Here is a 25,662-nt window from a genome sequence, read left to right on the forward strand (position 1 = left end):
ACAAGCCGTCACGTGTGGCAAGCTTCTTATGACTATCAAAGCTTTGATAGCGTGCCGCCATGACCGTGATTCCCGAGAGCCACCTCGACCTGCTGACCCGCCCCCTGTACGCGCACCTGGCGACCCTGATGCCCGACGGCACCCCGCAGGTGACACCGGTGTGGACCGTCTGGGACGGCGAGTTCCTGCGCCTCACCACCACGACGGACCGTCAGAAAGGCCGCAACGCGAGCGTCCGCCCTCGGGTGGCGCTCTCCGTCAACGATCCCGAGCAGCCGTACCGGTACCTGGAGGTCCGCGGCATCGTCGAGCGGATCGACCCCGACCCCGAGGGTGCCTTCTTCGACGTGCTGGCCAGGCGCTACGGGCTGGAGTACGAGGCGCCGGTCGCCGACGCCGGGCGCAGGGTGGTCCTGGTCGTGCGGCCCACCCGTACCACCAGCCAGTGACGCGTTCTGGGCGCGGGCCGGGTCCCGGGCCGGTGAGATGATCACGGCGCTTCCGGCGGCGCCGGGGCCGGGCCGGGTGCGGGATCGCGGTCCGTCTCCGGCGGCACCGGATGCCGGGCACGGAGACGTGCCGTCGAGACGGCATCGTGATCTTTGATTGGGAGAATCTCCTTCCCCTCCGGATGGTGAAGGAAACCACATGAAACGGATCACCGCGGGCGTCGTCGCGGGCCTCGTCCTGCTCGCGCCGCTGCCCGCCCGTGCCGCCGCCGTCGTCGCCGATCCGGTCAAGGCGCTCCGTGCCCAGGTCGTGCCCGGCCGGGGCGTCACCGTCTCCCTGGTCACCCGCACGTCGCCCGACGGCAGGCGGTTCGCCACCACCCGGACCGACCGGATCGTGGGGTTCCGCAAGGGGGGAGTGGTGGAGACGGACGACACCACCACGTTCTACTCGGCGATCAGCTCCGAGGGCCTGAAGGAGGACACCCTCTTCCCGTCGCTGCTCGTGCGGGTCAAGGACGCGACCTACGCCTCCGGGGGCGAGCTGATCGGCAGGCTGCCGCTGAACAAGAACTGGGTACGTCTCCGGGAGCCCCGCCCCGTCGCCGCCGACGGCGCGATCGACCTGTTCACCCCCGGCACGCTGCGGGCGCTGCTCGCCACCGCCTCCTCCAGGGGCCCCCGTTCCGCCCGGGGCACGATCCTCGCCTCCGCGATTCCGGGCCGGCCCTTCGAGGGATGGACGGGACGCGGCGAGAAGGTCGCCTGGGCGCTCTGGTTCGATGCCGAGGGCAGGGTCACCCGTCTGGCCTCCGCGACCTCCCGGCACGCGAACGGCGGCGACCGGCCGAGCCTCACTTCCGACCAGCGCTTCACCGGCTGGGGCGCCAGGGTGACCGTCCAGCCGCCGCCCGAGGACGCGGTCATCGAGGCCGAGGAGCTTCCCGAGCCCGGCTCCCCGGAGGAGACGCCGGAGACGATCGAGATCCTTCCGTAGGGAGCCCGGACCCGGGGGATGCGCGCGGGCCGTGAACGGCGGACGGCCCCGTCCTCCGCCGGTGTGCCACGAGGCCCCGTACGGTGCCCCCGCGCGGTGTCCCGGTGAGGGTCACGACCCCTGGCGGTCGTTCTTCGCCATCTGCTCGGACCGGGCCTCCGCGTGCATCTCCCAGGGGGCCTGCGGCAGGACGTGCCCGGTCTCCAGGAGGGACTTGAGGTTGGCCATCACGGCCGGCCATCCGAGGGAGATCTGGTCGTAGTCGTCCCGGGTGGCCAGGTTCTCGTGGGTGACGGTGAGCCGGACGATCTCGCCGTAGGGCTCGATCTCGAACGTGACCTGGGACGGCTCGCCGAAGGTGATCACCAGCCGCTTGGGCGGCACGGTCTCCACGACCGTGCCGGTGACGTCGGCGACCCCCGACCCGTCGGTGCGCACGTGCTGCCAGGTGGAGCCGGCCTGCCAGTCCGAGACGTTGCTGTGGCCCCAGTACTCGGCGGTGAGGTCGGCGTCGGTCAGGGCGTGCCAGACCTTCTCCGGGGTGCTCTGGATGTAGGTGACGTACACGAAGGTGGGCGTGCCGGTGGTCAGCGTGTCGCTCATGTCGTGCTCCTCTGCTCGTCGCTTCAGGGCGCTCAGCGCCCGGAGGCGTGGACGCTCGAACTTGTCGATCCACCGTTCCTGGATCTCGTGGAGGGGGACGGGGTTGAGGTAGTGCAGCTTCTCTCGCCCCCGCCGGACCGTGCTGACCAGGTTGGCGGCCTCGAGCAGGGCCACGTGCTGGGTCACCGACTGGCGTGCCATGTCGAGGTGCTCGCACAGCTCGCTCAGCGTCTGCCCGTTGTGCTCGTGAAGCCTGTCCAGGAGGTATCGCCGCGTCTGGTCCGCCAGCGCCTTGAAGACCTTGTCCGTATCCGCAGCCACACGGAGAATTATGCAGGCATTTGCCTGCATAATGTCAAGCGACCACCGGTGACCGCGGCGATTCCTCCCCGGACGGGTGACCGATCAGCCGCGGACGGCGCACAGGAGACGGTTGTCGCCGCGCTGCCACAGGCAGCCGATCTCGGTGAAACCGGCGTCGCGCAGGGCGTCGACGTGCGAGGAGAGCAGGGGGGACTCCGAACCGTGGTGGTCGGCCCCCGCGGTGGCGCGGGCGGAGTTGAGCTCGGCGAACGCGGGGTCGGCGGCGACCGCGTCCCACCACTGGCGCCAGTCCTCCGGACGCCCGTCGGCGAACAGGCGCTCGGTGGCCCGCTCGTGCACGGCGCGTTCGAGGCGGGCGATGACGGGGGCGGTGTCGTCGGTCTCCATGTGGTCGCCGTTGAGCAGGAGCCCGCCCGGCCGCAGCACGGTCGCCAGTTCGGCGTACATCTTCGGGAGGTCGGACGCGGAGATCCAGTGCAGGGCGGTGGTGCTCACCGCGGCGTCGGCCGGCCGGTCCAGGCCCAGGGAGCCCGCCCACCCGGGGGTGCGCAGGTCGAGGGAGACGAACCTGAGGTGCGGGTAGGCGGCCCGGCCGAGGCCGATCAGCAGCGGGTCGGCGTCGACCGGGACCACCGTCGCCCCGGGCAGCCGCTCCAGCAGACGCGCCGACAGCGAGCCCGGCCCGCAGCCGAGGTCGACGACCAGCGGATCGGGACGGTCCAGCGCCTCGACGGCGTCGATCAGCGCGGTGAACCGCTCCTCCCGGTCGGGCAGGTAGCCCTCCTGCTGACGGTCCCAGCGTGCGATCCATTCGCGTGCGGCATCGTGGGTGAGCACCATCGTCTCCTTGTGACTGTCGTATAAGCTTTCGACAGTCACAAACTAAAACGCGAACAGGTAACTGGTCAAGTGGATTTCAACAGTCACACCGATGCGATCGTCCGGATGGCGGTGGGTCTGGTCAACGAGCTGACCCCCGGGGAGAGGCGGGGCCGCCCCTTCCAGGCGCCGCGCGATCTCGTCGGCGCCGCCACCGAGGGCCTGCGGACCGGTTATCCGGGCCAGCGGGAGGTCACCGAGGAGGAGGCCGGCGAGCTCGCCGGGACCGCGGCCCGGCTGCGCGCGGTCTTCGAGGCCGTGACCGCGGGGGACGTCGACACGGCGGCCCTGCGGGTCAACGCCCTCCTGGACGACACCCGCGCCCGTCCGCTGCTCGAGCGGCACGACGGGGAGCCGTGGCACCTGCACTTCCACGGCCGCGGCGGCACCGTCGCCGGTGACCTGGCGGCGAGCTGCGCCACCGGGCTCGCGATCGTGCTGGGCGGTGACTTCCGCGACCGCCTCGGCGTGTGCACGGCGCCGCACTGCGACCGGGTGTACGTGGACGTGTCGCGCAACGGCACCCGCCGCTTCTGCGGCACGGCCTGCCAGAACCGCGTCAAGACCGCGGCCTTCCGCGCCAGGGGCAGGACGACGTGAGGACGCGTCCGGGGACGTGAGGACGCGCCCGGGCGGGGGTGCGTCCGGACGTCCCCGCGCCCCGGTGTCCGGGCGTCCGGACGTCTCCGTGTCCGGACGTCTGGCGCCCCGGTGTCCGGGCGGGGGTTCAGGTGCTCCTCAGGAGGGAGCGCACCAGCTCGACGACCCCCGCGGGGGCGGTCTCGGGCCTCCCGGCGTCGAACGGCGGCCGGGGCGCGTACTCCAGGCCGAGCTGGATGGCCATGGCCGTCTCCTCGTCCGCCAGCAGGGACGCGAGGTGGAGGGCCATGTCGATACCGGCCAGCACCCCGCCCGAGGTGATGATCTTTCCTTCCGTGACGAAGCGTTCGTCGACCGGCAGCGCTCCGAACCCCGCGAGCAGGTCGCGGGCCACCCAGTGGGTGGTCGCCCTGACCCCCTCCAGCAGGCCCGCCGCGCCGAGCGTGAGCGAGCCCACGCACACCGACGTGGTCCACGTGGTGGTCGGATGGGCCGTCCTCACGTACCGGATCAGCTCCTGGTCGGCCGTGCTGCGCATCACGTCCGCGGTGCCCGGCACCACCAGGACGTCGGGGGCGGGCAGGTCGGCGAAGGAGGCGGTGGCCGTCAGCGTGACCCCCTGGTCGGCGACGACGCCCGGCCGCTCGGCCACGAAGGTGACCGTGGCGCCGGGGATGTGGCGCAGGACGAAGTACGGCCCCAGGGCGTCCGCGGCGTCATAGCCCGCGTACAGGGGGATGGCGATCTGCATGTCGGTTCTCCGTGGCGTGGAAACGGCGCCGGTACTCTCCCGGCGAGATCGTGAGGTGGCGCCGGAAGACCCGGTAGAGGGTCTCCGGTGTGCCCAGGCCGACCCGGACGGCGATCCGGTCGAGCGGCTCGTCGCCGCTCTCCAGCAGCCGTCTGGCCGCCGCGGTCCGCGCGTGTTCGACGTACCGGGCGGGCGTCATGCCGACCTCGGCGGCGAACACGCGTGAGAAGTGGCGGACACTCGTGTTCACGTGTTCCGCGAGGACCTGTACCGACAGATCGGCGTCCAGGTTCTCCTCGATCCACCCCTGCAGGTCGCGCAGCGGCTCGCGCTTCGGCGTCCGCGTGCTCAGCGGCGTGCTGAACTGGCTCTGCCCGCCGGGCCGTTGCAGGTACACGACCAGCCAGCGGGAGATCTCCCTGGCCAGGTCGTGCCCGTGGTCGTGGGCGACGAGGGCGAGGGCGAGATCGATCCCCGAGGTGACCCCCGCCGACGTCCACACGTCGCCGTCGCGTACGTAGATGCGGTCGGCGTCCACCCGCACGTCCGGATGGTCGCGGGCGAGCATGTCCCCCACGGCCCAGTGGGTGGTCGCCCGCCGTCCCTCCAGCAGACCGGCCTCGGCCAGCAGCAACGTGCCCGAGCAGATGGACCCGACGCGGTCCGACTCCCCGGCGAGCCTGCGGAGCTCCGGGATCAGCGCCGCGGTGCCGTCCAGGCCCGCGGGGGTGGGAAGGCCGCCGACCACCAGCAGCGTGCCGATCGGCCCCCGGACGTCCCGCAGCGGCGTCCCGGCGTGGACGGTGACGCCGGACAGGGAGCGCACGGCTCCGGCCTGGGCGGCCGTGGTCTCCACCCGGTAGGCGGCACCCGGGTCCAGCAGCCCGGCCGCGGAGAACACGTCGGCCGGGCCCGCGAGATCGAGCAGCTGGAAGCCGTCGAAGACGACGATGACGACGCGGTGTGGCATGCCGTCATCCTTGGCCACCGGCGGTGACGGCCGCAAGGACACATGTCTTGCAGATCCGGCCATCGCGACGCGGGCGGGGAATCGGCGGACGACCAGGCCGAGGCCGTGGCGTCCGGTGCTGAACGGGGGACGGCGTTGCGGGCGGACGCCGCGCGCAACCGCGCGCGGGTGCTGGAGGTCGCCCGCCGGCAGCTCGCCGCGGCCGGCGCCTCGCTCGACGGACGGACCGGCCTGGTCATCGGACCCGGCGCGCGGCCCGTCCCGGGTCCGGGACCGCCGGAGCACGGGCTCACCGGAGTCCGGGCTCGCTCGTCCCGGGGGAGGCGACGGTGAGAACTATCTTGCCGGTGGTGCGGCCGGTCTCGCCGCGCGCGTGCGCCTCGGCGGCCTGCTCCAGCGGGAGCACCGTGTCGATCTCGGCGCGCAGCCTGCCCGCCTCGGCCAGCGCGGCGATCGCCCTCAGCGCGGCGTGATCGGGCTCCACGAGCATGGACTCGGCGCGGACGCCCGCCGCCTCGGCCTGGGCGCCGAACCCCTCGGCCAGGCCGGACAGGACGAGCGACACGATGACGCCTCCCTGGCGCATGGTGCGCAGCGAGCGGGGGCCGTAGTCGCCGCCCATCGTGTCGAGCACCACGTCGACGTCCCTGACCGTCTCGGCGAAGTCCACCTGCCGGTAGTCGACGAGCTCGTCGGCCCCCAGCCCGCGCAGCAGGTCGTGCTTGGCGGCGCTCGCCGTGCCGATGACGTGGGCTCCCCGCGCCTTGGCGATCTGCACCGCGAGGTGGCCCACCCCACCGGCCGCGGCGTGGACGAGCACCCGGTGACCGGCCCGCACCGCCGCGACGTCCACCAGCGCCTGCCACGCGGTCAGCGCGGCCAGCGGGAGCGCCGCCGCCCGGACGTGGTCGATCCCGCGCGGCCTGCGGACGAACGTCCGGGCGGGGGCGGTCACGTACTCGGCGAACGCGCCGTGGCCGTACGGGTAGCGCAGCATGCCGAAGACCTCGTCGCCCGGCTTGTACACGGCCGTCCCCAGGCCGACGGCCTCCACGACACCGGAGACGTCCCAGCCGAGGACGAACGGCGGCCGTCCCAGCAGGCCGCCCGTGGCGCGGTGCTTCCAGTCGGTGGGGTTGAGCCCTGCCGCGTGCACCCGTACCAGCACCTCGGTCGGGCCCGGCACGGGCCGCTCGCACTCCACCACCTTCAGCACCTCGGGTCCGCCCAGGACGTCCTGGCTGACGGCGCGCATCGTCGATCCGGTCATGGGACAAGCATGCCAGCGGCCCGGCGGCGGCCCGCGGACGGGACGACCGGCGCGCTTACAGGGACCGCCGGGTCCGGCCGGACCCGGCGGGCAGGAACTCCGTCATGTCGCCGAGGAGGCCGGTGAACGTGGGCAGGGCCCGGTCCGTCCGCCGGATGCGCAGGGCCTCCTCGGCCACCCGGTGCCAGCGCGGCGGGAAGGTCTCCAGCGCGTGGCGGCACGCGCCCTCCTCGGAGGTGATGTCGCCCGTGGCCAGGGTGAAGTGCAGGCGCGTCACGCCGGTGACGATCCAGACGGTGCCGTAGCCACCCAGGGCGGCCTGTCCCCAGACGCTGAAGGGCCTCGACGCGCGGTCGCAGAGCCGGCGCCAGTACCGGTCGAGGTCGTCGTCGGCCCAGACGGCGAGGGCCCGCGGGTCGTGCCAGAGATCCAGTCCGGCGGGTTCGGGACCGCGCAGGGTCGTGCCGTGACCGGACAGGGTCCGCCAGGTGACGGGGCCGGCGGGAGCCGTGCCGTCGGTGCCGGGGTGGAACCGGCCCTCGTACAGGCCTTCGACAAGACCGGGGGCTTCGTCGTCGGCCGCCCGGAGGTAGGTGGTGACGACCTCTTCGGCGAGGGCGGGCAGTGTCATGCGGCCGGAGTCTGCCGGACGCCCCCGGCCCCCGTCCATGGCGGCTTCGTCCCGGTTTCCGCCCACGGGACGGAAACCATCGGATCGGCAGGAACCAGGAGAAAATATTCTTGTTCGGTGTTTCACGGCCCCTAAGATCCGATCATGCGTTTTCCCCTCCTTGTGGCGATTTCTGTAAGTTTTTTGCTTGTGTTGTCAGGCGCGGCTCACGGCGCCGTCCCGGATCCGGCCCCCGGCGCCCGCTACCCCATCCGCGATTCGGTCCTGACCAAGAACAAGCTGTACCGCAGCGGTGCTCTCGAGCCGAGCGAGTGCCCGGAGCGGGAGGTGAAGCCGAACCACGCCGCCTCGGCCAAGCGGTACCTGACCTCGGTGCTGAACTGCCTCAACACCTCCTGGGGCGCCCACCTCCAGCAGGCGGGCCTGCCGTTCGCCAAGGCCCGGATCGCGTTCGGCGTCAAGCCCCGGCGATTCTGCGGGCACGTCTGGAGCAAGAGCGCCGCGGCGCAGTACTGCGGCCGGGAGCGGCGCTTCCTCGTCAAGCTGGACGACACCCTCCTCGAGGACCCCTCCGATCTGGTCCTGTTCCTGTTGGCCGCCCACGAGTACGGGCACCACATCCAGACCCTCACCGGGATGGAACGCGCCTTCGACTACCACCCGTACAAGGGGAAGCGCGAGCTGGGGGAGCAGATCCGCCGGAACGAGCTGCAGGCCGAGTGCCTGGCAGGCGTCTTCATCGGCAGCGTCTGGGACTCCCTGGACCGGACCGAGGAGGACTGGGAGTACCTGCTGGAACTCACCCGCAGGAACGGGGACGAGAGGTACGGCACCAACCACGGCAAGGGCCGTACCATCGCCACCTGGCTCGACAGGGGTTTCCGCGCCGCGTCACCGGCGGCCTGCAACACCTGGACGGTCCCGCCGTCCAGGGTGCGCTGATCCGGGAAGCCGAGCCAGGGGGTTCGGGGCGCGCTGATCAGGATGCGTCGATTCGTGCCGGGTAGACGGCTCCGTCCGGTGCGAAACTCGGTTGTGAGTCACCTTTTTTCGGCTTTTCCGTGATGGAATTTCCCACCGGGAGGAATCGCGGGGTGAAGGGCCGCACCGGGCGGACGCCTTCCGGGTAGCGCCATAGGACCGTCGCGCCGAAGTCGTCGGCGGACGCCGCGAGCGGGCCGGGGGCCGCCTGGACGACGGGCCGTGAGCGGGTCGCCTCCGGCCGCACGGTCTTGGCGGACCCGCCCGGGGTGACCGGCGTCCGCCCGGGACGACGGGCGGAGAGCGGGAGCAGGGGGAGGACGACGGCCGCCACGACGGCGTCGATCAGCGCGTCGAGCGGCATCCGCCCGCCTCCTCCCGCAGGTCGGGTACGCGGTGGCGCGGGAAGACTTCGCGGTCCGTCGTCGGAGCGGGACGGCCGGGACGGCCGGGATCGGTGGATCGTTTCACGCCCCGTTGGATGCACGCCGGAAGGGTTTCGTTCTCGGCTCCGGGAACTCGTCTCCCGGGACCTGCCTCCGGACCCGACCTACCGGGCCCCGACTCCGGGAATCCGTCCCCCGGGACCCGTCCGGGGAGCCCGTCAGCCGTCCTCGGCGGGGAAGGCGAAGAGCCGGACGAACATCGGCCGCGCGTCCGGGGAGGCGTCCTCGGCCCGGGGGCTGTGCTTTTTCAGCACCTTCATGTAGGCCTCGAAGAACTCCTCGAACTCCTGCGCGGTCATCCGGGCGATACCGCGTGACGCCTTGACCCAGTGGGGCTCGCGCTCGTAGATCTCGGGAAGGCGCTGGAAGAGCGCGAGATCCTCCTCCAGGCCGATCCGGTGGAACTCCGCGAGCACGGGACGGTCCTCGGGGGCGAGCCGGTCGGGGGTGGGCAGCCGCATGTCCCTGGGCTCCTCGGTCCTGCGCCACCAGCGTTCCCTGCCCGCCGAGTGCCCGGGGACCTCTTCGACGAAGCCGTACTTCTCCAGCTGCCGCAGGTGGTAGCTGGTGGTGCCGGTCTTGGCGCCGAGCAGGTCGGCGAGGGTCGTCGAGGTCGCCGAGCCGTGCAGGGAGAGGTGGCGCAGCATGAGCCGGCGCATGGGATGCGCGAGCGCCTTGAGCCGGGCCGGGTCGTCGAGAAGGAACGAGTCCTCATCCTTCATGATGAGCAGCCTAGTCCTGCAGAAGGGTCTCTGCAGGAAAGGGTTTGCAGAGACTTCTCTGCAGAGTACGTTCGGCATATGACACCTCATCTCCTCGTCGTGACCGCGGCCCTGTTCCTGTCGGCCCTCTCGCCTCCGGCGGGCCCTTCGCCCGCGGAGCCCTCACCTGCCGGGACGCCCTCCTCGGTGTCGTCGTCCGCCGGGCCTCCGCTCGTCGTTCCCGCCGACCTGAGGGCGGTGCCGGTGAGTTTCGGCGGCTCGGAGGGGCTGCCGCTGCACGGCACGGTCCTGTCACCGATCGCGGCGAGACCCGGCCGGCCGGGCGTCGTCCTGGTGCACGGGGCGGGTACGGGCACGCCCCGCACGAAGCTGCTGACCGAGGCCGTCGAGTTCGCCCGCCAGGGGCTGTCCGTGCTGATCTACGACAAGCGCTCCAAGGGCTACTCGCTCTTCGAGCGGTCCTACGCGCGGCTCGCCGGCGACGCGCTCGGCGCGGTGACCGCACTGCGTTCCCAGCCGGGCGTCGATCCGGCCAAGGTCGGCCTCTGGGGGCTCAGCGAGGGGGGCTGGGTCGCCCCGCTCGCGGCCTCCCGTTCGCGGGACGTCGCCTTCGTGATCGTCGTGGGGGCGAACAGCGGCCCGCCGCTGCGCCAGCAGACCTGGGCCGTGGCGGCCGGGCTGCGCAAGGCCGGGGTCTCCGGTTCGCTCGTCGACCGGGCCGAGCCGCACATGTACCGGATGATCGCGGACGGCGGCCTGTTCCCCGAGCCCTACTACGACCCGAGGCCGGTCATCGCCGCGCTACGCCGGCCGGTGCTCGGCATCTGGGGCGTCCACGACCTGCTCACCCCGCCCGAGGAGAGCCCGCGAGGGTTCGCCGAGGCGCTGGAGAAGGGCGGCAACCGGCACTACACGTTCCGGTTCTTCGCCGACGCCGACCACGCCGCCCACCGCACCCCCGACGGGGGCGTCACCCGGCTGCCGGAGCTGGCACCCGGCTACGCGGCCCTGGTCGGTACCTGGGTGCACGGCGTCACCGCGGGCGAGCCGCCCGGGACGCGCTGGTCGGGACCCGATCCGGTGCAGGACGCCCCGACGGTGCCGATGGATCCTCCGGCCGGCTGGGAGTCGTCGAACGTCCAGCTGGCGGCCCTGACGCTGCTCGTGGTCGCGTTCGCCGCCTATCCGGTGGTCGCCCTGGTGCGCCGCCTGCGCGGCCGCTCGCGGACGCCGGTGACCCGGGCCGCCCGGCTCCTGAGCGCCGGAGGGCTCACGGCGGTGCTGGGATCGTTCTGCTACCTGACCTACCTGCTGATGACGGGAGGCAAGCTGGCCACCACCGGTCCGGTGCTGGCGGGGCGCCCGCTCGTCTGGCTGGCGCTGCAGGCCCTGGCGGTGGCCTCGGTGGTCGCGGTGGTCCTCACCGCGCTGGCCTGGCGTCGCAACGCCGCCTCCGTCCCCGCGGGGGAACGGGTACGGCTCGGCCTCCTGCTCTGCGGCGGGCTGGTGTTCGTCCCCTGGTCCCTCTACTGGGGACTGCTCCTTCCCTGACGACCTGCGACGACACAGGACGGCGCAGGATGCGGGGGACGACGGGGCCGGGACGGGTCGTGGCACGCCCGGGAAGCCCGGCGGGCAGGGCGGCCGAAAACCCTTTCCCGGCGTCGTGGGCCCGTTGGTATGGTGCCGGAAGTGGGAGACGATCAGGCACGCCCCGCGGGGATCGCGGGGACCGCGTCCACCGGCGGGCTCCTGGAGATCGCCTGTGACGAGTCCGGCTCGGAGGGCGAGAAGCTCATCGGCGGGAACACCGACGTCTTCGCGCACGCCGGGGTGGGGCTGAGCGTCGCCTCGGCCGCGGAGTGCGTCCAGGAGACGCGGAACAGGATCCGGTCCCCCGCGGTGGAGTACAAGGCGAACCACCTGCTCCGCGAGAAGCACCGGGCCGTCCTCGAATGGCTGCTCGGGCCGTCGGGGCCGATTCACGGCAACGCGCACGTCCACCTGGTCGACAAGGAGTTCCTCCTCGTCGGCAGGCTCGTCGAGCTGCTGGCCGGGGAGATCACCGGGCAGGCCGCCCGGCCCGTGGACGGGGGCCCGTACCGGGACCCGCGCGCCGGGCAGGCGGCCCTGGTCCTGTACCGCGACGGCCGGGAGGTGTTCGGCCGGCGGCGATGGGACGCCTTCCTGGAGTCGTTCAACGACCTCGTGCGGGCCAGGACGCCCGCCGAGGCGTTCTTCCGGGCGGCGGACGCCCTGCGGTCCACCGCCGCGCCGGAGTCGGTGGCGGGGATCGTGGCGTCGCTGGCGCGGGCCGGGCCGCACGCGGACCTCCTGCGGGGGCGGCCCGCGGGCGACGCGGCGATGCCGGTGCTGGACCCGCTGATCCCGGCCATCGTCCAGGCCGTCCTGCACTGGGGGCGGGACGGGGCGTCCGTCTCGATCGTCCACGACCGGCACAACGCGCTGACGCCGGAGCGGGTCGCGCGGCTCACGGAGCTCACGGAGCTCACGGAGCTGGCGCGGTCGGCAGAGCTCGCGGGGCTCGCGGAGCTCGCGGGGACGCCCGGGGGTCCGGCCGTTCCCGGCCGTTCCGGGGCGGTGCGGCCGGCCGGTCTCAGGCTCGTCGACTCCATGTCGGACCCGCGGGTCCAGGTGGCCGACTTCCTGGCCGGCGTGGCGCGCAGGGTGGCGTCGGACGAGCTCAACGGCCGGGGCGACACCGGCCTGGTGACGCTGCTGCGGCCGTACGTGACCCCGTCGTCGATCTGGGGGGACCCCGGCAGCCGGCTGCTGCCCGCGCGGGACCGCGAGGAGACCGGCCGGGCTCGCGCGGGGCGGCCGTGACCTCGCCGGGGAGGCCGGCCGGGTTCGCGCGGGGCGGTGGTGACCTCGCCGGGGAGGCCGGCCGGGTCGTGACCTGTCCGGGGAAGGTCAGGCGGGTTCGCGCAGGGCGGCCGTGACCTCGTCGGGGGTGAGCCTGCGGGAGGCGACGTAGTACAGCACGGCTCCGGCCGGGAGCAGGGTCTGCCAGCCGGGGTTGACCAGCAGGGTGTCGCCGTCGCGCGCGGCGAGCAGGGTGGCGCCGTACCGCCGGCCCAGGGCGATCTGGCAGCGCTCGACCGGGACCGTGCCCAGGGCGCCGGGCAGCCGCAGCGAGTAGGTGTCGGCCCCGCCGTGGGTCATCAGCTGCGTGTAGACCTCGGTGATGCCGGGGTCCTTCAGCTCTTCGGTGATCATGTGAGGGCTGTGCCACTGGACGCACCGCACCCGCTCGTCGACGTAGCGCATCTGCCGGATCCTGCCCAGGTCGCGCAGGGCCACGACCAGGTGGGCCCCGTCGGCGACGTGGGCGGCGGTGATCGCGATCGCCAGGGCCTCGTTGTCGTCGCGGGCGTCGACCAGGACGCTGTGGGCCCGGTGCACCCCGGCCCGGCGCAGCACGCCGTCGTCGGTCGGATCTCCCCGTACGAACGTGATGTCGCGGTCGGGCATCGGATGGGCGGGCACGTCGTTCCCGGCGCAGAGCACGATGCGGGTCGAGCCGTCGGCGGTCAGCTCCTCCACCATCTGCTCGGTCCGTCCGGGCGTGTAGCCGAGCAGCACGATGTGGCCGGAGGAGTCCGCCGTGAGGGAGCCCTGCATCCTTCGTCCCTTCGCTCGTTCCAAGGTCGCCGACAGGCGGGTGAAGACCGTCGTCAGTGTCGCGATGCCGCCGATGATGACGTAGACGCCCACGACGTGCCCGAGGGCCGACTCCGGGTACAGGTCGCCGTACCCGACGGTCGCGGCGGTGACGACGAAGTACCACCAGTAGTTGGCCGGTTCGACGATCGGGCTGCCCGGGGGCTCCGCGAGCGCCATCAGGGGCCAGCTGGTCACGAACACCAGGCTGAAGACGAGGACCGGGGTCCACCACGTTCCGAGCAGCCTGAACCTGACCAGCAGGCGGGCTAAGAAGATCGGCACGCTTCCTCCGTCGGGAAAGCTCGGGTGCCGTCACCTTAACCGGACAAAACCCTTGAAGGGTGATTGGACCCGTGGATAGGTCCCGGATCGAGACATCGCAGGTGGGAGGGGGTATTCTCGCTCGTGGGGGCCGGTGGGTCCCGATGCCGCGGGAGCGCTGGCCGTTCCTGTCGTCCGGCTCTGTCGATCGGCTCGCGCGGGCCGGTGACCGTGGTGCGGCGGGGGCGACGAGCGTCCCCTCACGCGGTCCCGCGCGGGCCGATGGGCGATGCCGCGGTGCGGCCGGAGGCGGCCACCGTCTCAGGAGGCCTTGCGCAGGCCGGCGAACTGCAGCGCGGTGAGGCCGGCGACCGCCACCGCCTGCGCGATCACCAGGGCGGTGCCGAGGCCGGTCAGCGGGAACCAGCCGGCCACGAGCGACTCCACGCTGGCGGCCACCCAGGCGACGTTGACGGCCATCGTGACGCCCACGGCGACCCTGCTCACCGCGGGCCGGGAGGCGATCAGGAACAGGACCGCCGCGAAGGCGACCAGGAAGGCCCCGGCCGGGTAGAGGAAGGCGGCGGGCAGACCGAACAGCTCGCCGAAGACCGCCGCGGCGGCGACGTAGAGGACGCCGTTGGCGCCCGAGGCGATCGCGTCCGCCTTGAGGGCGAGACGCAGCAGCCCGGCGTCGGTGACGGTCCTGGGGGTGCGGGTGATACCTGCGGTGGCCATCTGGAGGTCCCTTCGTGGTGCGAAAGTGCTGATGACCATGAAATTACGCGGGTCCGCCCTCGCCCGAATCAGTCATCGTGACGGTAGGTTCCTGACCGTGCTGTACGGACGGGCGGGTGAACAGGAGCGGATCGAACGGCTCCTGGCCGAGGCCGGGACGGGCCGGAGCGGCGTCCTGGTCGTCCGGGGCCAGGCCGGCATCGGCAAGTCGGCGCTCCTGGACCACGCCGCCGCGCGGGCGCGGGACATGCGGGTGCTGCGCGGCGTCGGCATCGAGTCCGAGGCCGAGCTGCCCTTCGCCGCGCTCCACCTCCTCCTGCGCGGCGGGCTCGACCGCGTGCACGCGCTGCCCGCCGCCCAGGCCGCCGCGCTCCGCGGTGCCCTCGGCCTGGACGACACCGCCCCGGAGAACCGGTTCCTGGTCGGGCTGGCCACGCTGAGCCTGCTCTCCGAGCTGGCCGGGGACGGCGCGCTGCTCTGCCTGGTCGACGACGCGCAGTGGTTCGACCGGGCGTCCCTGGACGCGCTGGTCTTCGCCGCCCGGCGCCTCGACACCGAGGGCGTCGTCATGATCTTCGCCGCCCGCCCGGAGTTCCAGGCCGCGGGCCTGCCCGAGCTGACGCTGGGCGGGCTGGACGGCGAGGCCGCCGCGGCCCTGCTGCCGCCGGGGCTCCCGCCGCAGGTGCGCGAGCGCCTGATCGAGGAGTCCGGCGGCAACCCGCTGGCGCTCATCGAGCTTCCCGCCGCGCTCACCGCCGAGCAGCGGGCGGGGCGGCTCTCACCGGTGGGGGCGATGCCGGTCGCCGACCGGGTCAGGGAGGCGTTCCAGGCGCAGATGGCCGCGCTCGGCGAGGAGGCGCGCACCGCGCTGCTGATCGCGGCGGCGGACGGCTCGGGCGAGCTCGGGACGGTGGTGGGCGCGGGCGCCTCCCTGGACGGCCTGGAGTCGGCCGAGCGGAGCCGGCTGGTCGAGATCACCGGGACGACCGTCGGGTTCCGCCACCCGCTGATCAGGGCGGCCGCCTACCAGAGCGCGCCGGTGACCCGGCGTCTGGCCGCGCACCGGGCCCTGGCCGGAGCCCTGGCCGGATCGGCCTCCGGTGGCGCGGCCGACCGCCGGGCCTGGCACCTGGCCGCCGCCGCGCTCGGCCCCGACGAGGCGGTGGCGCGGGAGCTGGAGGAGGCCGCGGAACGGGCGCGTACCCGGGGCGGCGGCGCCGCGGTCGCCGCCGCCTACGAGCGGGCCGCCGAGCTCACCGCCGATCCGGTACGGCGGTCGGCGCGGCTGGCCGCCGCCGCGCTGGCGGCCAGCGACGCCGGGCTGATGAGCCGTGCCGCCGCGCTCGCCGACCGCGCCGCGCCCGACGTGGACGACCCCGGGGTGATCACCGCGTTGATCCAGGTGCGCACCCATCGCGAGTTCGAGTCGGGTACGCCGCTCGCGGCGGGCCGGATCATCATGGACGGGGTCCCCCGGGTGGCGGCCCGCTCCCGGGAGCAGGCCACCTGGTTGCTGGTGGAGGCCGTCCGCTGCGCCTGGTTCGCCGGTGACGCGCGGTCCGCCGAGGAGGCGGCCGCGAGCCTGCGCGCGCTCCCCGCGGTCGAGTCGTCGCTGGTCGACGGGGCGCTCGGGCTGGCCCGGCTGCTGGGCGGTGACGCCGGGGGCGGGATCGAGCTCATGGGCCGGGCGGTCGACGACCACGCCGCAGAGGGACTGGGGGTGCCGGGGCTGACGTTCATCGCCTCCCTGTGCCTCCCGCTGGACCGTCCCGGCCGTCACGAGGAGATCGCCGGGCGGATCGTGGCGGACTGCCAGCGGAGCGGGATGATCGGCTGGCTCCCCATGGCGCTCCACGACCAGGGACTCGCCCAGGGGTGGCTCGGCCGCTACGGCGAGGCCAGGGCGACGTTGAACGCGGGGCTGCGGCTGGCCGCGGACCTGGGACACGAGCACCGCCTCACCCATCTGACCTGCTCCCTGGCCTGGGTGCTCGCCCACCAGGGCGAGACGGAGGACTGCCGCGCCCTCGCCACGCGGGGCGTCGCCAGGGCCGAGCGGCAGGGGCTGGCGCTCGCGGCGGTCGTCGGACGCTGGGCGCTCGGCGTGCTCGACCTCGGCCTGGGCGATCCGGAGGCCGCCCTGAGGCGGCTGGAGGAGATCCCCCCGTCGCCCGTCGCCGCCCCGGCCGCCGACCAGGTCGAGGCGGCCGTCCGCGCCGGCCGGCCGGAACGGGCTCGGGAACCGCTGGCCCGGTACCTGGCCTGGGCGCGGCACGTCCACCGGCCGTCGTCGGACGCGGTCGCCCTGCGCTGCCGCGCCCTCGTCGAGGACGACGAGGCGCACTTCGCGGCGGCCGTGCGCCTGCACGAGCGGGACGACCGGCCGTACGAGCGGGCCAGGACGCAGCTGGCCTACGGCGAGTGGCTGCGGCGGGCGCGGCGGCGCGCGGACGCCCGGGCGCGCCTGCGCGAGGCCCTGGAGACCTTCGACCGGCTCGGCGCGGAGCCCTGGGCCGAGCGTGCCCGCACCGAGCTGCGCGCGACCGGGGACGTGCCGGCCGCGCCGCGCAGGGCGGGCGACCCGCTCAGCGTGCTCACCCCCCAGGAGCGCCACATCGTACGGCTGGCGGCGGAGGGGGCCTCCAACCGGGACATCGCCGCCCGGCTCTTCCTCAGCCCCCGGACCGTCGGCTACCACCTCTACAAGGCGTTCCCCAAGCTGGGCATCACCTCCCGGGGGCAGCTGGCCGGCCTCACCCGGCCCGTGGACGGGCCCGGCGCGGACGGGGACACCGGGCGCTGATCCGGGGCCGGGGGCTCGCAGGCCCCGGCGGGACGGGCCGGTGGCCGGGCGCGCCGGTCAGGTCGCGAAGATCTGCGACTCGTCGGCGAACGCCTTGAACTCCAGGGCGTTGCCGGCCGGGTCGAGCAGGAACATCGTCCACTGCTCGCCGGGCCGTCCCTCGAAGCGCAGGTAGGGCTCGATGACGAACGCGGTGCCCGCGGCCCGGAGCCGGTCGGCCAGTTCGTGGAACCGCGGGACGTCCAGGATCAGGCCGAAGTGCGGGACCGGCACGTCGTGGCCGTCGACCTCGTTGTGCGCCCGCCGCGCCGGGGACGGGGCGAGGTGGGTGACGAACTGGTGGCCGCGCAGGTTCCAGTCGATCCAGGTGTCGGACTCGCGTCCCCGCTCGCAGCCCAGCACCTCGCCGTAGAACCGGCCCGCGGCCCGAAGGTCGTCGACGGGCACGGCCAGGTGGAACCGGGGGATCGATGCGTCGGCCGTGGTCATCGGTGCTCCTGCCTTCCGAAGGACCGCTCGCGCGTCGGACGCGGGCGCTGCCCACATGGTAGACAGCCCCGCTCCCGGGGAGCGGCCGCCGTCCCGGGGCGCGAAAAAGGCCGTGGGCCTTCCGGGTGACGGAAGGCCCACGGCGGGGGGTGGACGCCTGATCAGCGAGGAGAGCGCTGTTACCACCGCTGATCAGGCGGGCTCGGGGTCTCTCAGGGGTAAGAGGCGATCTTGGACGGGATGGTCTCGACGCCCTGGGCGGGGCCGCCGACGCCGTTGATGACGTGGTTGATCCGGCCGTTGCCGCCGAGGGAGACGGTGAGCAGGCTGTGGAACTTCACGCCCGGCTTCACCGGGGTCTCGAAGGCGTTCTCCACCTCGATCGTCGGGTCGACGTTGAAGTAGACGTAGCTGCCCATGCCCCAGCCCTCGTGGACGTCGACCGCCGGGCCGACCTTGTAGGCCGCCCATCCCTTGGTGCTGCCGTTCATGTAGGCGGCCTGGTTCGGCGGGTCGTAGGCCTTCTCGTTCTGGAAGAAGATCGTCCGGCCGCGCTCGCCGTACCACTCGACGTCGTACTTGCGGTAGTGCTCGACGAACAGGCCGGTGGCCAGGACGTCGTCACCGTTGACGATCAGGCCGGTCTCGGCGGTGTTGACGTCCCAGCCGATGCCCTCGCCGTGGTCGCCGCGCCAGAGCCAGGTGTGGTCGATGATCACGTCATCGCTGTTGATCACGACGCTGGTGGTGGCGTTGCCGGCGAAGGCGCCGCCGATGCGGACGAAGACGTCCTGCAGCGTGGTCGGGTTGGCGGCGTGGTCCGCGCTGGAGCCCTGCGGGCCGACCTCGATCAGCACGTCGGACTTCTGCGGGCCCGCGTCGACCAGGAAGCCGGCGAGCTTCACGCCGTCCACGTCGGCCACCTTGACCGCGCTGACCCCGTTGCGCGGGATGAGCGTCGCCAGGCCGAGTCCCAGGACCACGGTGTTCGCCCGGTTCACGGCGATCGGCTGGTCGATGTTGTAGATGCCGGGGGTGAGCAGCAGGTGCAGGCCCTGGGCGAGCGCGGCGTTGATCCGCGCGGCCGTGTCGGAGGGCTTGGCCACGTAGAACTGCGACAGCGGGATCGAGGTGCCGGGGGTGGACCCGTTCGCCCAGCTCACGCCGCGCGCGTTCGTCCGCTTGGCCGGGACGAACACCCGGTACTCGTTGCCGGAGACGTACAGGTAGGGCTTCTCGCGGCTGATCGGGGTGGTGTCCAGCGTGGTGTAGGACTTGCCGAGGAAGTCGGTGGCGGGTGCGCCCTCGACCCCGGAGAAGACCATGTTCCACACGCCGTTGACCCAGCCGCCCACGGAGCTGTCGCGGGTGTACCACTGCTGCTGGGAGTACGGGCCGACCGCGCCGTCGATCTTGCTGTCGGCGATGTAGCCGCCGCTGGCCCAGCCGTAGCCGGTGGGGGCCAGGTTCAGCGCGCCCTTGATGTGCATGCGGCGGAACGGGGCGGCCTGGGAGACGGCCCACTGGTTGGTGCCGCCGGGGGGCTGCACCGACAGGTTCTCGGTCGAGCGCCAGAAGTTCTGGGTCGCGTTGCCGCCGAACCAGCCCGCGTCCACGGTCACGCCGTTGAGGGTGACGTCGTCGGGGTTCTGGCCCAGGCCCACGATCGAGGTGTAGAAGCCGACCTTGGCGTTCACCGGGTAGGAGCCGGGCTTGAACAGGAAGGCGTGCCGCCCGGTGCCGAACTGCGCCGACTCCTGCTGCTGGAACACGCTGTCCAGCCGGCTCTGGATGGTCGCGGCGGGCGTCGACGGGTCGAAGACGTGGACGTTCGGGCCCAGGTCCCCGCCGCCGGGGATGACCGGGTCGTCACCCGAGGTGGTGTGCACGGCGAACTCCCACAGTGAGTAGCCGTAGCCGGTGGCCCGCGCGGTGCCGAGCATCCGCACGTAGCGACCGGAACCGCTGACGTCGTACGACTGCGTGCCGCCGGTCGCGCCGGTGACCGACTTCAGGTCGGTCCAGTTGGTGCCGTCGGCCGAGGACTGGAGCTTGAAGGCGGACGCGTACGCGGCCTCCCAGCGCAGGTCGATCCTGCAGATGGTCCGGGTGGAGCCGAGGTCCACCCGGACCCACTGCGGGTCGGCGGCCGCGCTGGCCCACCGGGTGCCGGTGTTGCCGTCGAAGGCGGCGCTCGCCGGGGTGCCGGCGTTCTCCGTGGAGGAGGCGGTGGCGGCCTTGTTCAGGGCGGCGTTGGCGGTCCCGCAGCCGGGCACCGGGTCCGAGGTGCCGCTGTAGACCTGGAACTCCCACAGCGAGTAGCCGTAGCCGGTGGCCCGCGCGGTGCCGAGCATCCGCACGTAGCGGCCGGTGCCGCTGACGTCCCAGGTGTCGATGCCGCCGTCGCCGCCGGTGACGGTCTTCAGGTCCGTCCAGGAGGTCCCGTTCGGGGAGACCTGGATCTTGTAACCGCTCGCGTAGGCGGCCTCCCAGTTCAGCACGACCCTGCTGACGGAGGTCGAGGCGCCGAGGTCGATCTGGAGCCACTGGGAGTCGGTGGCCGCGCTGGACCAGCGGGTCGCGGTGTTGCCGTCGACCGCGAGGGCCGGGGCGGTGCCGCCGTTCTCGGTCGACGAGGCCGTCGCGGTCTTGCCCTGCGACACCAGCGTGTCGGCGAATGCGGGAAGGGGCGGGGCGGCGATCAGGGCCGCCAGGACCGCCGATGCGGTCCATAAGGCGGCAGGTCGGAACAGACCTCTCATGCGTGTCTCCACAGTGGATCCGGGGGGTGAAAAATCCAACGGCAGATGAGGCGCGACTTACGTGAGGCAGTAAATCAACGCTTATTTCTACACTTAATTTAACTTGTCGGAAACAGCGGGTCAATAGATGACGCCCGTCCGTCCTCCTCCCCGAGGTCCCGGCCGTGCGGGGCCCGCTCGGGGACCCGCACCGACGGGAACCGGCCGCGCGGGACCGGCCTGCCCGGGACCCGCCCGACCGCGGAGTCACCTGCCCGGGACCCGCCCCTGTCGAGGGGGCGGTCACGGACGACCCGAGCCCCGGGCGACCGCCCGCGTCCTCCCCCAGCGGCCGGTAATAAGTGCGTCATGTGCCGGAAGACCTTTTGAAGCCAATAATCTGGTCCCATGCCAGAACGGGGTGAGGACCAGCAGGAGACCCGTCAGGGGACGGGGTCGCAGATCACACGCCTGCTCGCCGTCGGAGCCGCGGCGGGTGTGCTGGTCGCGGGGATCGCGTTGCCGGCCGTGGGCGGTGCGGGCCTGGGGATCGTGTCGGCCGTCGAGGAGGTCAACCTCAAGCCCGAGGAGCTCGTCGAGCCTCCGCCCGCGGAGGTCACGATCGTCCAGGACGCCAGGGGCAAGGAGATCGCGCGGTTCTACGAGGAGTACCGCGAGGCCGTCAGGCTCGACCAGGTGGCCGAGGTCATGAAGACGGCGATCATCTCGATCGAGGACGACCGGTTCTACCAGCACGGCGCCATCGACCTGGAGGGCACGATCCGCGCGCTCGCCAAGAACCTGTCGTCGGGCGGGGTGAGCCAGGGCGGGTCGAGCATCACCCAGCAGTACGTCAAGCAGGTGCTGCTCAACGCCGCCGACACCGAGGAGGAGCAGAACAAGGCGCTGGAGGCCAGCTACGCGCGCAAGCTCAACGAGCTGCGCCACGCCATGGCGGTGGAGGAGAAGTACACCAAGGACCAGATCCTGGAGAAGTACCTGAACATCGCCTACTTCGGTGCGAGCGCCTACGGCGTCGAGGCCGCGGCCGAGCGCTTCTTCGGCGTCAAGGCCGCCGACCTGACCCTGCCGCAGGCGGCGACGCTGGCGGGCGCCGTGCAGGACCCCAACGCCACCGACCCCAACCTGGGCAGGAAGCACCGCGAGCGGCTGCTGAACCGGCGCAACATCGTGCTGAACCGGATGGCGGAGCTCGGCAAGATCACCAAGGCCGAGGCGGAGAAGGCCAAGGCCGCCAAGCTCGGCTACAAGGACACGAAGCTCCCCGGCGGATGCGAGTCCAGCAGGTACGCGTACTTCTGCATCTACGTCCGCAACGAGATCCTGAGCAACCCCGACTTCGGCAAGACGGCCAAGGCCCGCCTGGGGTTCCTCAACCGCGGCGGCCTGACGATCAGGACCACGCTCGACCCGTCCATGCAGGCGGCGGCGGACAGGGCGATCAGGAAGTGGGTGCACGCCTCCGACCACCAGGTCGCGTCCGAGGCCCTGGTCCAGCCGGGCACCGGGGCGATCAAGGCCATGGCGGCGAGCCGGAAGTACGGGCGGAGCAAGGCCAGGAACGAGATGTCGTACAACGTGGTCGCGGACGCCGCGCACGGCGGCGGCGTCGGCTTCCAGGCGGGCTCGACCTTCAAGACCTTCACCCTGATCGCCGCCCTGAAGAAGGGCATGAAGGTGAACGACGGCTTCAGCGTCGGCGCCGGGTACACCGCGCCGAGCTACTCGGCGTTCAGGAACTGCGCGGGCGAGGCCGTCGGCGACCCGCGTCACACCGTCACCAACGACGAGGGCTCGCCGGGCTGGAGGACGCTGCAGACCGGCACCTGGGGTTCGGTGAACACCTTCTTCATGACGCTGGAGCAGCGGGTCGGGCTCTGCGAGACGGTCAAGGTGGCCAAGTCGCTGGGCATCCACCGGTCCGACGGGCTGAAGCTCCAGGAGTACGAGACGTTCACGCTCGGCACCAACGAGATGGACCCGGTGACGGTGGCGAACGCCTACGCCGCGATCGCCGCCCGCGGCCAGTACTGCGCGCCGATGGCGATCTCCCGGATCACCGACCGCTACGGCAAGACCACCACCTACAAGCCCAAGTGCCGCCGGGCGCTCGACCCCGAGGTCGCCGACGCCGCGGCCGACGTGCTGTCGGGGGTGTTCACCAAGGGCACGATGCGGGGCGTCGGCGGCATCGGGCGTGACGCGGCCGGCAAGACCGGGACCACCGACGGCTACGCCAGCGCCTGGTTCGCCGGGTTCACCCCGGACCTGGCCGGTGCGGTCAGCGTGGGCGACCCGCGCGGCTCGCAGAAGTACAAGCTGACCGGCGTCACCATCGGCGGGCGGTACTACGGCTCGGTGGCCGGGGCCAGCATCCCGGGGCCGATCTGGAGGGACACGATGCTGGCGGCGCTGCGGAAGGTCGACCCGAGCTCGTTCACGCCGATCAACGCGGAGCGGTTCGGCGGCTGCGGTCAGAGCTGCCAGCCGGCCCCGCCGCCCTCGGACGACGACGCCACCGTGGACGGCACCGACGACGGGGGAACCGACGGCGGGACGGAGATCCTGGCCGACCCGGACGACTGACGCGCCTTCGGGTCCCGTACGACCGGCAGGGGATCCGGATGATCGGCGCGGTGCCCGGCCGGGACGGTGCGGCGTGACGCCGGGAGCGGTGCCGGGCCGGGACGGTGGGGCGTGACGCCGGGAGCGGTGCCGGGCCGGGACGGTGGGGCGTGACGCCGGAGACGGTGCCGGTGGCCGGGGGTCACCGCCCCCGGCCACCGGCACCGTCTCCCGCGCTCCTGCCGTCCTTCGGCCTCGCCGGTCGTTCCGGTCCGTCAGTCGTTCCGGTCCCGTTTGGCGGGAGTCCGCTGGTCCGCCTCGTCGGCGAGCTGGTCCTCGACGATGGCGCACCAGCGGTGCCACCGTGCCAGTTCGAGATGCTGGTCGACATCGCCCACACCCGCGTCGGCCATGAGCTGGTGGCTGCTGGCCGCGGCCTCGTGGGCGTTGACCAGCGCGTGGTGACCGTGGTTGGCGAGAGATTCGCTGACCGCCAGATTCACGGCGATCTCTCCCATTGTCCTGGGTCGGCCCGAAAGTCCATCGCCGACCCCCTTCCCAATGAAGTCGTGGCTCTCCGGATCGTGGCTCATAGCTGCTGAGTGCCCCACAGGTCCTAGATCTATCTGGGACCCCCGATCCGATGTGGACGATTTCCGGGCACGGGCCCGCTGCGGAGGGTGACGGGAGGCTCAAGGCCGGGATGCGATTCGCTTACGGGCGTGTTGCAGTTGGCCGGAGAGTGTCTTCTCCCCAAGATCTTTAAAATAGCCTCGGCACAACCGGCGTAAGGATCGTGGAGGATGACGACGCGGCTTGATCTCTCAGTTCGCAGGCACCAGGACGCTTCGGTCATCGCGCTCGACGGTGAGCTGGACAAGTTGTCCAGCCCCCGGCTTCACGACGTGCTGGCGGAGCAGCTGGACGGCGGGGCGTGTCACCTGGTCCTCGATGTCAGCGGCCTGAGCTTCTGTGACTCCACCGGCCTGTGGACGATGCTGGCCTTCCAGCGCCGTGCCGGCGCGGCCGGAGGGTCCCTGCGGCTGGCCGGTGTGTACGGGGTCCTGGAACGGATCCTCACCGTGACCGGCCTGGCGGCGGCGTTCTCCCGCGACCCCGACGTCTCCGCGTCGCTGAGGGCCGTCTCCCCGGCCGATGGGAACGGGGTGAACAACTAGGGCAGACTTGTCGCCCGTGGACCCGCTCCCGGACCTGGGGCGGGTCCGGCCGACGGCCGGCCCGGCCGCGCGGCCCGCCGCGGAGGGGAAGAGCAGGTGAGCCGTGTCCGGTGAGGTGCCCGGGGTGAACGTCCCGGATGGACGGGGACGTACCGGACTGGACAGGGCGGGGCTGGACCTGACCGGCAACCCGCGGGTGCGGGTGCGGAAGGTGGAGCTGCTCTCCTCCAGCTGGTACGTGCTGCGCAGGACGACGTTCGACTACCTGCGCCGGGACGGCGGCTGGAGCACCGAGCAGCGGGAGACCTACGACCGCGGCAACGGCGCGACGGTCCTGCTCCACGACACCGAGCGGGAGACCGTCCTGCTGATCAGGCAGTTCCGCTACCCGATCTACGCGAACGGCCACCCCGACGGCATGCTGATCGAGACGGCGGCCGGGCTGCTCGACGACGACGACCCCGAGACCGCGATCCGCCGGGAGGCCCAGGAGGAGACCGGCTACGAGATCGGGGAGGTGGAGCACGTCTTCGACGTCTACATGAGCCCCGGGTCGGTGACCGAGCGCATCCACTTCTTCGCCGCGCCGTACCGGGCGGACCGGAAGGTCTCCGACGGCGGCGGGCTGGCCGACGACGGCGAGGACATCGAGCTGCTGGAACTGCCCTTCCGCAAGGCGCTGGACATGATCGCCTCGGGGGAGATCGCCGACGCCAAGGCGATCATGCTGCTGCAGTGGGCGGCGCTGTCCGGTCCGTTCTCCGGCCGAGATAGGTGAGCGGGCCGGGGTCGGGGACCGGGATCTCGTGGAAGCCGAGACGGTCGTAGAAGGCCCTGGCCGCGGTGTTCGTGCTCACCATGCCGAGGTGGACGGCCGGCACCCCCTTTCCGTGCAGGGCGTCGAGGAGGGCGTGCATCAGGGCGCGGCCCCCTCCCCTGCGCTGGTGGGACGGGAGCAGGTCGATGTGCAGGTGCGCCGGGTAGGCGGCCAGCTCGGGAAGGACCATGCGCTCCGGCCGGTGCAACAGATCGATCATCACCTCGCTCGGCGAGGAGGGCGGCCCGTCCAGCTCGGGGAAGCGCTCTCTCACCCGGGGCAGCCACCTGTCCCGGAACGCGCGGGCGAACGCGACGGTGTCCGCGGTGCCGATCACGTAGCCGGCCGCGCGACCGCCGTCGTCCAGCACGAAGGCCAGATCGGGTTCGAGGAACACGTACGGAGCTGCGAAGATGCTCGGCATCAGGTCGAGGTCGGGGTAGATGTGCCGGGAGTCACCGCCCTCGTGGGCGGTCCGCACGCAGATGTCGTAGAGCGCGGCACGGTCATCGGGGCGGTACGGCCGGACAGTCGTCATGGGCCCATCCTGTCGTCGTGAAACCGCTCTCACAAGATCCGTCTCCGGGTGATCAAGTCTCCGGGGCGAACCGGCGGCCTCCGGAGGTCCGGATCCGGCGCCCTTCCCCGGTGGGACCGGTGCCCTTGACGGCCGAGACCGGCGTCCCTTCAGGGACGGACCCGCTGTCCCTTCACGGGCGGGCCGCCGGGCAATACCCTG

At 72.5% G+C, this 25,662-nt stretch carries 24 protein-coding genes; 10 read left to right on the forward strand and 14 right to left on the reverse strand.

Annotated features, from left to right (window positions below; genetic code table 11):
• The first annotated feature begins 59 nt into the window (after positions 1 to 59).
• Positions 60 to 449 carry a PPOX class F420-dependent oxidoreductase gene (locus tag ACIBCT_RS01435; RefSeq protein WP_399185411.1) on the forward strand — a complete coding sequence of 130 codons (390 nt, stop codon included), beginning with the start codon at positions 60 to 62 and terminating at the stop codon, positions 447 to 449.
• 199 nt (positions 450 to 648) lie between these two features.
• Positions 649 to 1,446 carry a hypothetical protein gene (locus ACIBCT_RS01440; protein ID WP_399185412.1) on the forward strand — a complete coding sequence of 266 codons (798 nt, stop codon included), beginning with the start codon at positions 649 to 651 and terminating at the stop codon, positions 1,444 to 1,446.
• A gap of 111 nt (positions 1,447 to 1,557) precedes the next feature.
• Here the strand turns inward: ACIBCT_RS01440 and ACIBCT_RS01445 are convergent, their stop codons facing one another.
• Together ACIBCT_RS01445 and ACIBCT_RS01450 are read right to left on the reverse strand one after the other, a co-directional pair.
• Entirely contained in the window at positions 1,558 to 2,370 is an 813-nt protein-coding gene (locus ACIBCT_RS01445; protein ID WP_399185413.1) for an ArsR/SmtB family transcription factor, read from the reverse strand.
• 84 nt (positions 2,371 to 2,454) lie between these two features.
• A complete protein-coding gene (locus ACIBCT_RS01450) occupies positions 2,455 to 3,213 on the reverse strand; it encodes a class I SAM-dependent methyltransferase (RefSeq protein WP_399185414.1) in 759 nt (252 codons plus the stop codon).
• Between the two features lie 69 nt (positions 3,214 to 3,282).
• Here ACIBCT_RS01450 and ACIBCT_RS01455 point away from each other — a divergent pair, with 69 nt between their 5' ends.
• On the forward strand, positions 3,283 to 3,852 hold the full coding sequence (locus ACIBCT_RS01455; RefSeq protein WP_399185415.1) for a CGNR zinc finger domain-containing protein: 570 nt from the start codon (positions 3,283 to 3,285) through the stop codon (positions 3,850 to 3,852).
• A gap of 127 nt (positions 3,853 to 3,979) precedes the next feature.
• On the opposite strand, the gene ACIBCT_RS01460 is transcribed toward ACIBCT_RS01455, so the two are convergent.
• The 4 genes from ACIBCT_RS01460 to ACIBCT_RS01475 all read right to left on the reverse strand — a co-directional run bounded on the left by ACIBCT_RS01460 (position 3,980) and on the right by ACIBCT_RS01475 (position 7,474).
• Positions 3,980 to 4,603, reverse strand: a complete 624-nt coding sequence (locus ACIBCT_RS01460) for a DJ-1/PfpI family protein (RefSeq protein ID WP_399185416.1) — start codon at positions 4,601 to 4,603, stop codon at positions 3,980 to 3,982.
• Positions 4,569 to 5,573 (reverse strand): GlxA family transcriptional regulator, encoded by a 1,005-nt coding sequence (locus ACIBCT_RS01465; protein ID WP_399185417.1) that lies wholly within the window; start codon positions 5,571 to 5,573, stop codon positions 4,569 to 4,571. Before ACIBCT_RS01465 ends, ACIBCT_RS01460 begins: the two co-directional genes overlap by 35 nt.
• Before the next feature lie 289 nt (positions 5,574 to 5,862).
• Positions 5,863 to 6,843, reverse strand: a complete 981-nt coding sequence (locus ACIBCT_RS01470) for an NADP-dependent oxidoreductase (RefSeq protein ID WP_399185418.1) — start codon at positions 6,841 to 6,843, stop codon at positions 5,863 to 5,865.
• 55 nt (positions 6,844 to 6,898) lie between these two features.
• The gene (locus ACIBCT_RS01475) at positions 6,899 to 7,474 is read right to left on the reverse strand and encodes a hypothetical protein (protein WP_399185419.1); all 576 of its coding nucleotides are present in this window, start codon (positions 7,472 to 7,474) and stop codon (positions 6,899 to 6,901) included.
• Positions 7,475 to 7,663: 189 nt separating this feature from the next.
• Between ACIBCT_RS01475 and ACIBCT_RS01480 the strand changes: the two genes are divergently transcribed.
• Positions 7,664 to 8,416: a neutral zinc metallopeptidase gene (locus ACIBCT_RS01480; RefSeq protein ID WP_399185421.1), complete on the forward strand. Its 753-nt coding sequence runs from the start codon at positions 7,664 to 7,666 to the stop codon at positions 8,414 to 8,416.
• 37 nt (positions 8,417 to 8,453) lie between these two features.
• Here the strand turns inward: ACIBCT_RS01480 and ACIBCT_RS01485 are convergent, their stop codons facing one another.
• Positions 8,454 to 8,819 carry a hypothetical protein gene (locus ACIBCT_RS01485; RefSeq protein WP_399185422.1) on the reverse strand — a complete coding sequence of 122 codons (366 nt, stop codon included), beginning with the start codon at positions 8,817 to 8,819 and terminating at the stop codon, positions 8,454 to 8,456.
• A gap of 240 nt (positions 8,820 to 9,059) precedes the next feature.
• On the reverse strand, positions 9,060 to 9,623 hold the full coding sequence (locus tag ACIBCT_RS01490; protein ID WP_399185423.1) for an ArsR/SmtB family transcription factor: 564 nt from the start codon (positions 9,621 to 9,623) through the stop codon (positions 9,060 to 9,062).
• A gap of 78 nt (positions 9,624 to 9,701) precedes the next feature.
• On the opposite strand from ACIBCT_RS01490, the gene ACIBCT_RS01495 reads away from it, so the two are divergent.
• Both ACIBCT_RS01495 and ACIBCT_RS01500 read left to right on the forward strand, forming a co-directional pair.
• Positions 9,702 to 11,174 (forward strand): alpha/beta hydrolase family protein, encoded by a 1,473-nt coding sequence (locus ACIBCT_RS01495; RefSeq protein ID WP_399185425.1) that lies wholly within the window; start codon positions 9,702 to 9,704, stop codon positions 11,172 to 11,174.
• A 141-nt stretch (positions 11,175 to 11,315) separates the two neighbouring features.
• A complete protein-coding gene (locus ACIBCT_RS01500; protein WP_399185426.1) occupies positions 11,316 to 12,470 on the forward strand; it encodes a hypothetical protein in 1,155 nt (384 codons plus the stop codon).
• An 87-nt stretch (positions 12,471 to 12,557) separates the two neighbouring features.
• On the opposite strand, the gene ACIBCT_RS01505 is transcribed toward ACIBCT_RS01500, so the two are convergent.
• Together ACIBCT_RS01505 and ACIBCT_RS01510 are read right to left on the reverse strand one after the other, a co-directional pair.
• On the reverse strand, positions 12,558 to 13,592 hold the full coding sequence (locus ACIBCT_RS01505; protein ID WP_399185427.1) for an ion channel: 1,035 nt from the start codon (positions 13,590 to 13,592) through the stop codon (positions 12,558 to 12,560).
• Positions 13,593 to 13,892: 300 nt separating this feature from the next.
• Positions 13,893 to 14,309 carry a hypothetical protein gene (locus tag ACIBCT_RS01510; protein WP_399185429.1) on the reverse strand — a complete coding sequence of 139 codons (417 nt, stop codon included), beginning with the start codon at positions 14,307 to 14,309 and terminating at the stop codon, positions 13,893 to 13,895.
• A gap of 97 nt (positions 14,310 to 14,406) precedes the next feature.
• Here ACIBCT_RS01510 and ACIBCT_RS01515 point away from each other — a divergent pair, with 97 nt between their 5' ends.
• Positions 14,407 to 17,112: a helix-turn-helix transcriptional regulator gene (locus ACIBCT_RS01515; protein ID WP_399185430.1), complete on the forward strand. Its 2,706-nt coding sequence runs from the start codon at positions 14,407 to 14,409 to the stop codon at positions 17,110 to 17,112.
• A gap of 57 nt (positions 17,113 to 17,169) precedes the next feature.
• Here ACIBCT_RS01515 and ACIBCT_RS01520 read toward each other — a convergent pair whose 3' ends face one another.
• Together ACIBCT_RS01520 and ACIBCT_RS01525 are read right to left on the reverse strand one after the other, a co-directional pair.
• Positions 17,170 to 17,601, reverse strand: a complete 432-nt coding sequence (locus ACIBCT_RS01520; RefSeq protein ID WP_399185432.1) for a VOC family protein — start codon at positions 17,599 to 17,601, stop codon at positions 17,170 to 17,172.
• A 212-nt stretch (positions 17,602 to 17,813) separates the two neighbouring features.
• Positions 17,814 to 20,363: a discoidin domain-containing protein gene (locus ACIBCT_RS01525; protein ID WP_399185433.1), complete on the reverse strand. Its 2,550-nt coding sequence runs from the start codon at positions 20,361 to 20,363 to the stop codon at positions 17,814 to 17,816.
• 387 nt (positions 20,364 to 20,750) lie between these two features.
• On the opposite strand from ACIBCT_RS01525, the gene ACIBCT_RS01530 reads away from it, so the two are divergent.
• Positions 20,751 to 22,949 carry a transglycosylase domain-containing protein gene (locus ACIBCT_RS01530; protein WP_399185434.1) on the forward strand — a complete coding sequence of 733 codons (2,199 nt, stop codon included), beginning with the start codon at positions 20,751 to 20,753 and terminating at the stop codon, positions 22,947 to 22,949.
• 254 nt (positions 22,950 to 23,203) lie between these two features.
• Here ACIBCT_RS01530 and ACIBCT_RS01535 read toward each other — a convergent pair whose 3' ends face one another.
• Positions 23,204 to 23,431 carry a hypothetical protein gene (locus ACIBCT_RS01535; protein ID WP_399185436.1) on the reverse strand — a complete coding sequence of 76 codons (228 nt, stop codon included), beginning with the start codon at positions 23,429 to 23,431 and terminating at the stop codon, positions 23,204 to 23,206.
• A 300-nt stretch (positions 23,432 to 23,731) separates the two neighbouring features.
• On the opposite strand from ACIBCT_RS01535, the gene ACIBCT_RS01540 reads away from it, so the two are divergent.
• Positions 23,732 to 24,106, forward strand: coding sequence for an STAS domain-containing protein (locus tag ACIBCT_RS01540; protein ID WP_399185438.1), 375 nt, complete (start codon positions 23,732 to 23,734; stop codon positions 24,104 to 24,106).
• A gap of 124 nt (positions 24,107 to 24,230) precedes the next feature.
• The gene (locus ACIBCT_RS01545; protein ID WP_399185439.1) at positions 24,231 to 24,884 is read left to right on the forward strand and encodes an NUDIX domain-containing protein; all 654 of its coding nucleotides are present in this window, start codon (positions 24,231 to 24,233) and stop codon (positions 24,882 to 24,884) included.
• Here ACIBCT_RS01545 and ACIBCT_RS01550 read toward each other — a convergent pair.
• Complete coding sequence (locus ACIBCT_RS01550; RefSeq protein WP_399185440.1) at positions 24,829 to 25,461, reverse strand: GNAT family N-acetyltransferase; 633 nt, start codon at positions 25,459 to 25,461, stop codon at positions 24,829 to 24,831. The two genes, ACIBCT_RS01545 and ACIBCT_RS01550, sit on opposite strands and share 56 nt — an antisense overlap.
• Between the last annotated feature and the right edge of the window lie 201 nt (positions 25,462 to 25,662).

Source organism: Streptosporangium sp. NPDC050855, assembly GCF_044456585.1.
In the GTDB taxonomy this organism is placed as follows: Bacteria; Actinomycetota; Actinomycetes; order Streptosporangiales; family Streptosporangiaceae; genus Streptosporangium; species Streptosporangium longisporum.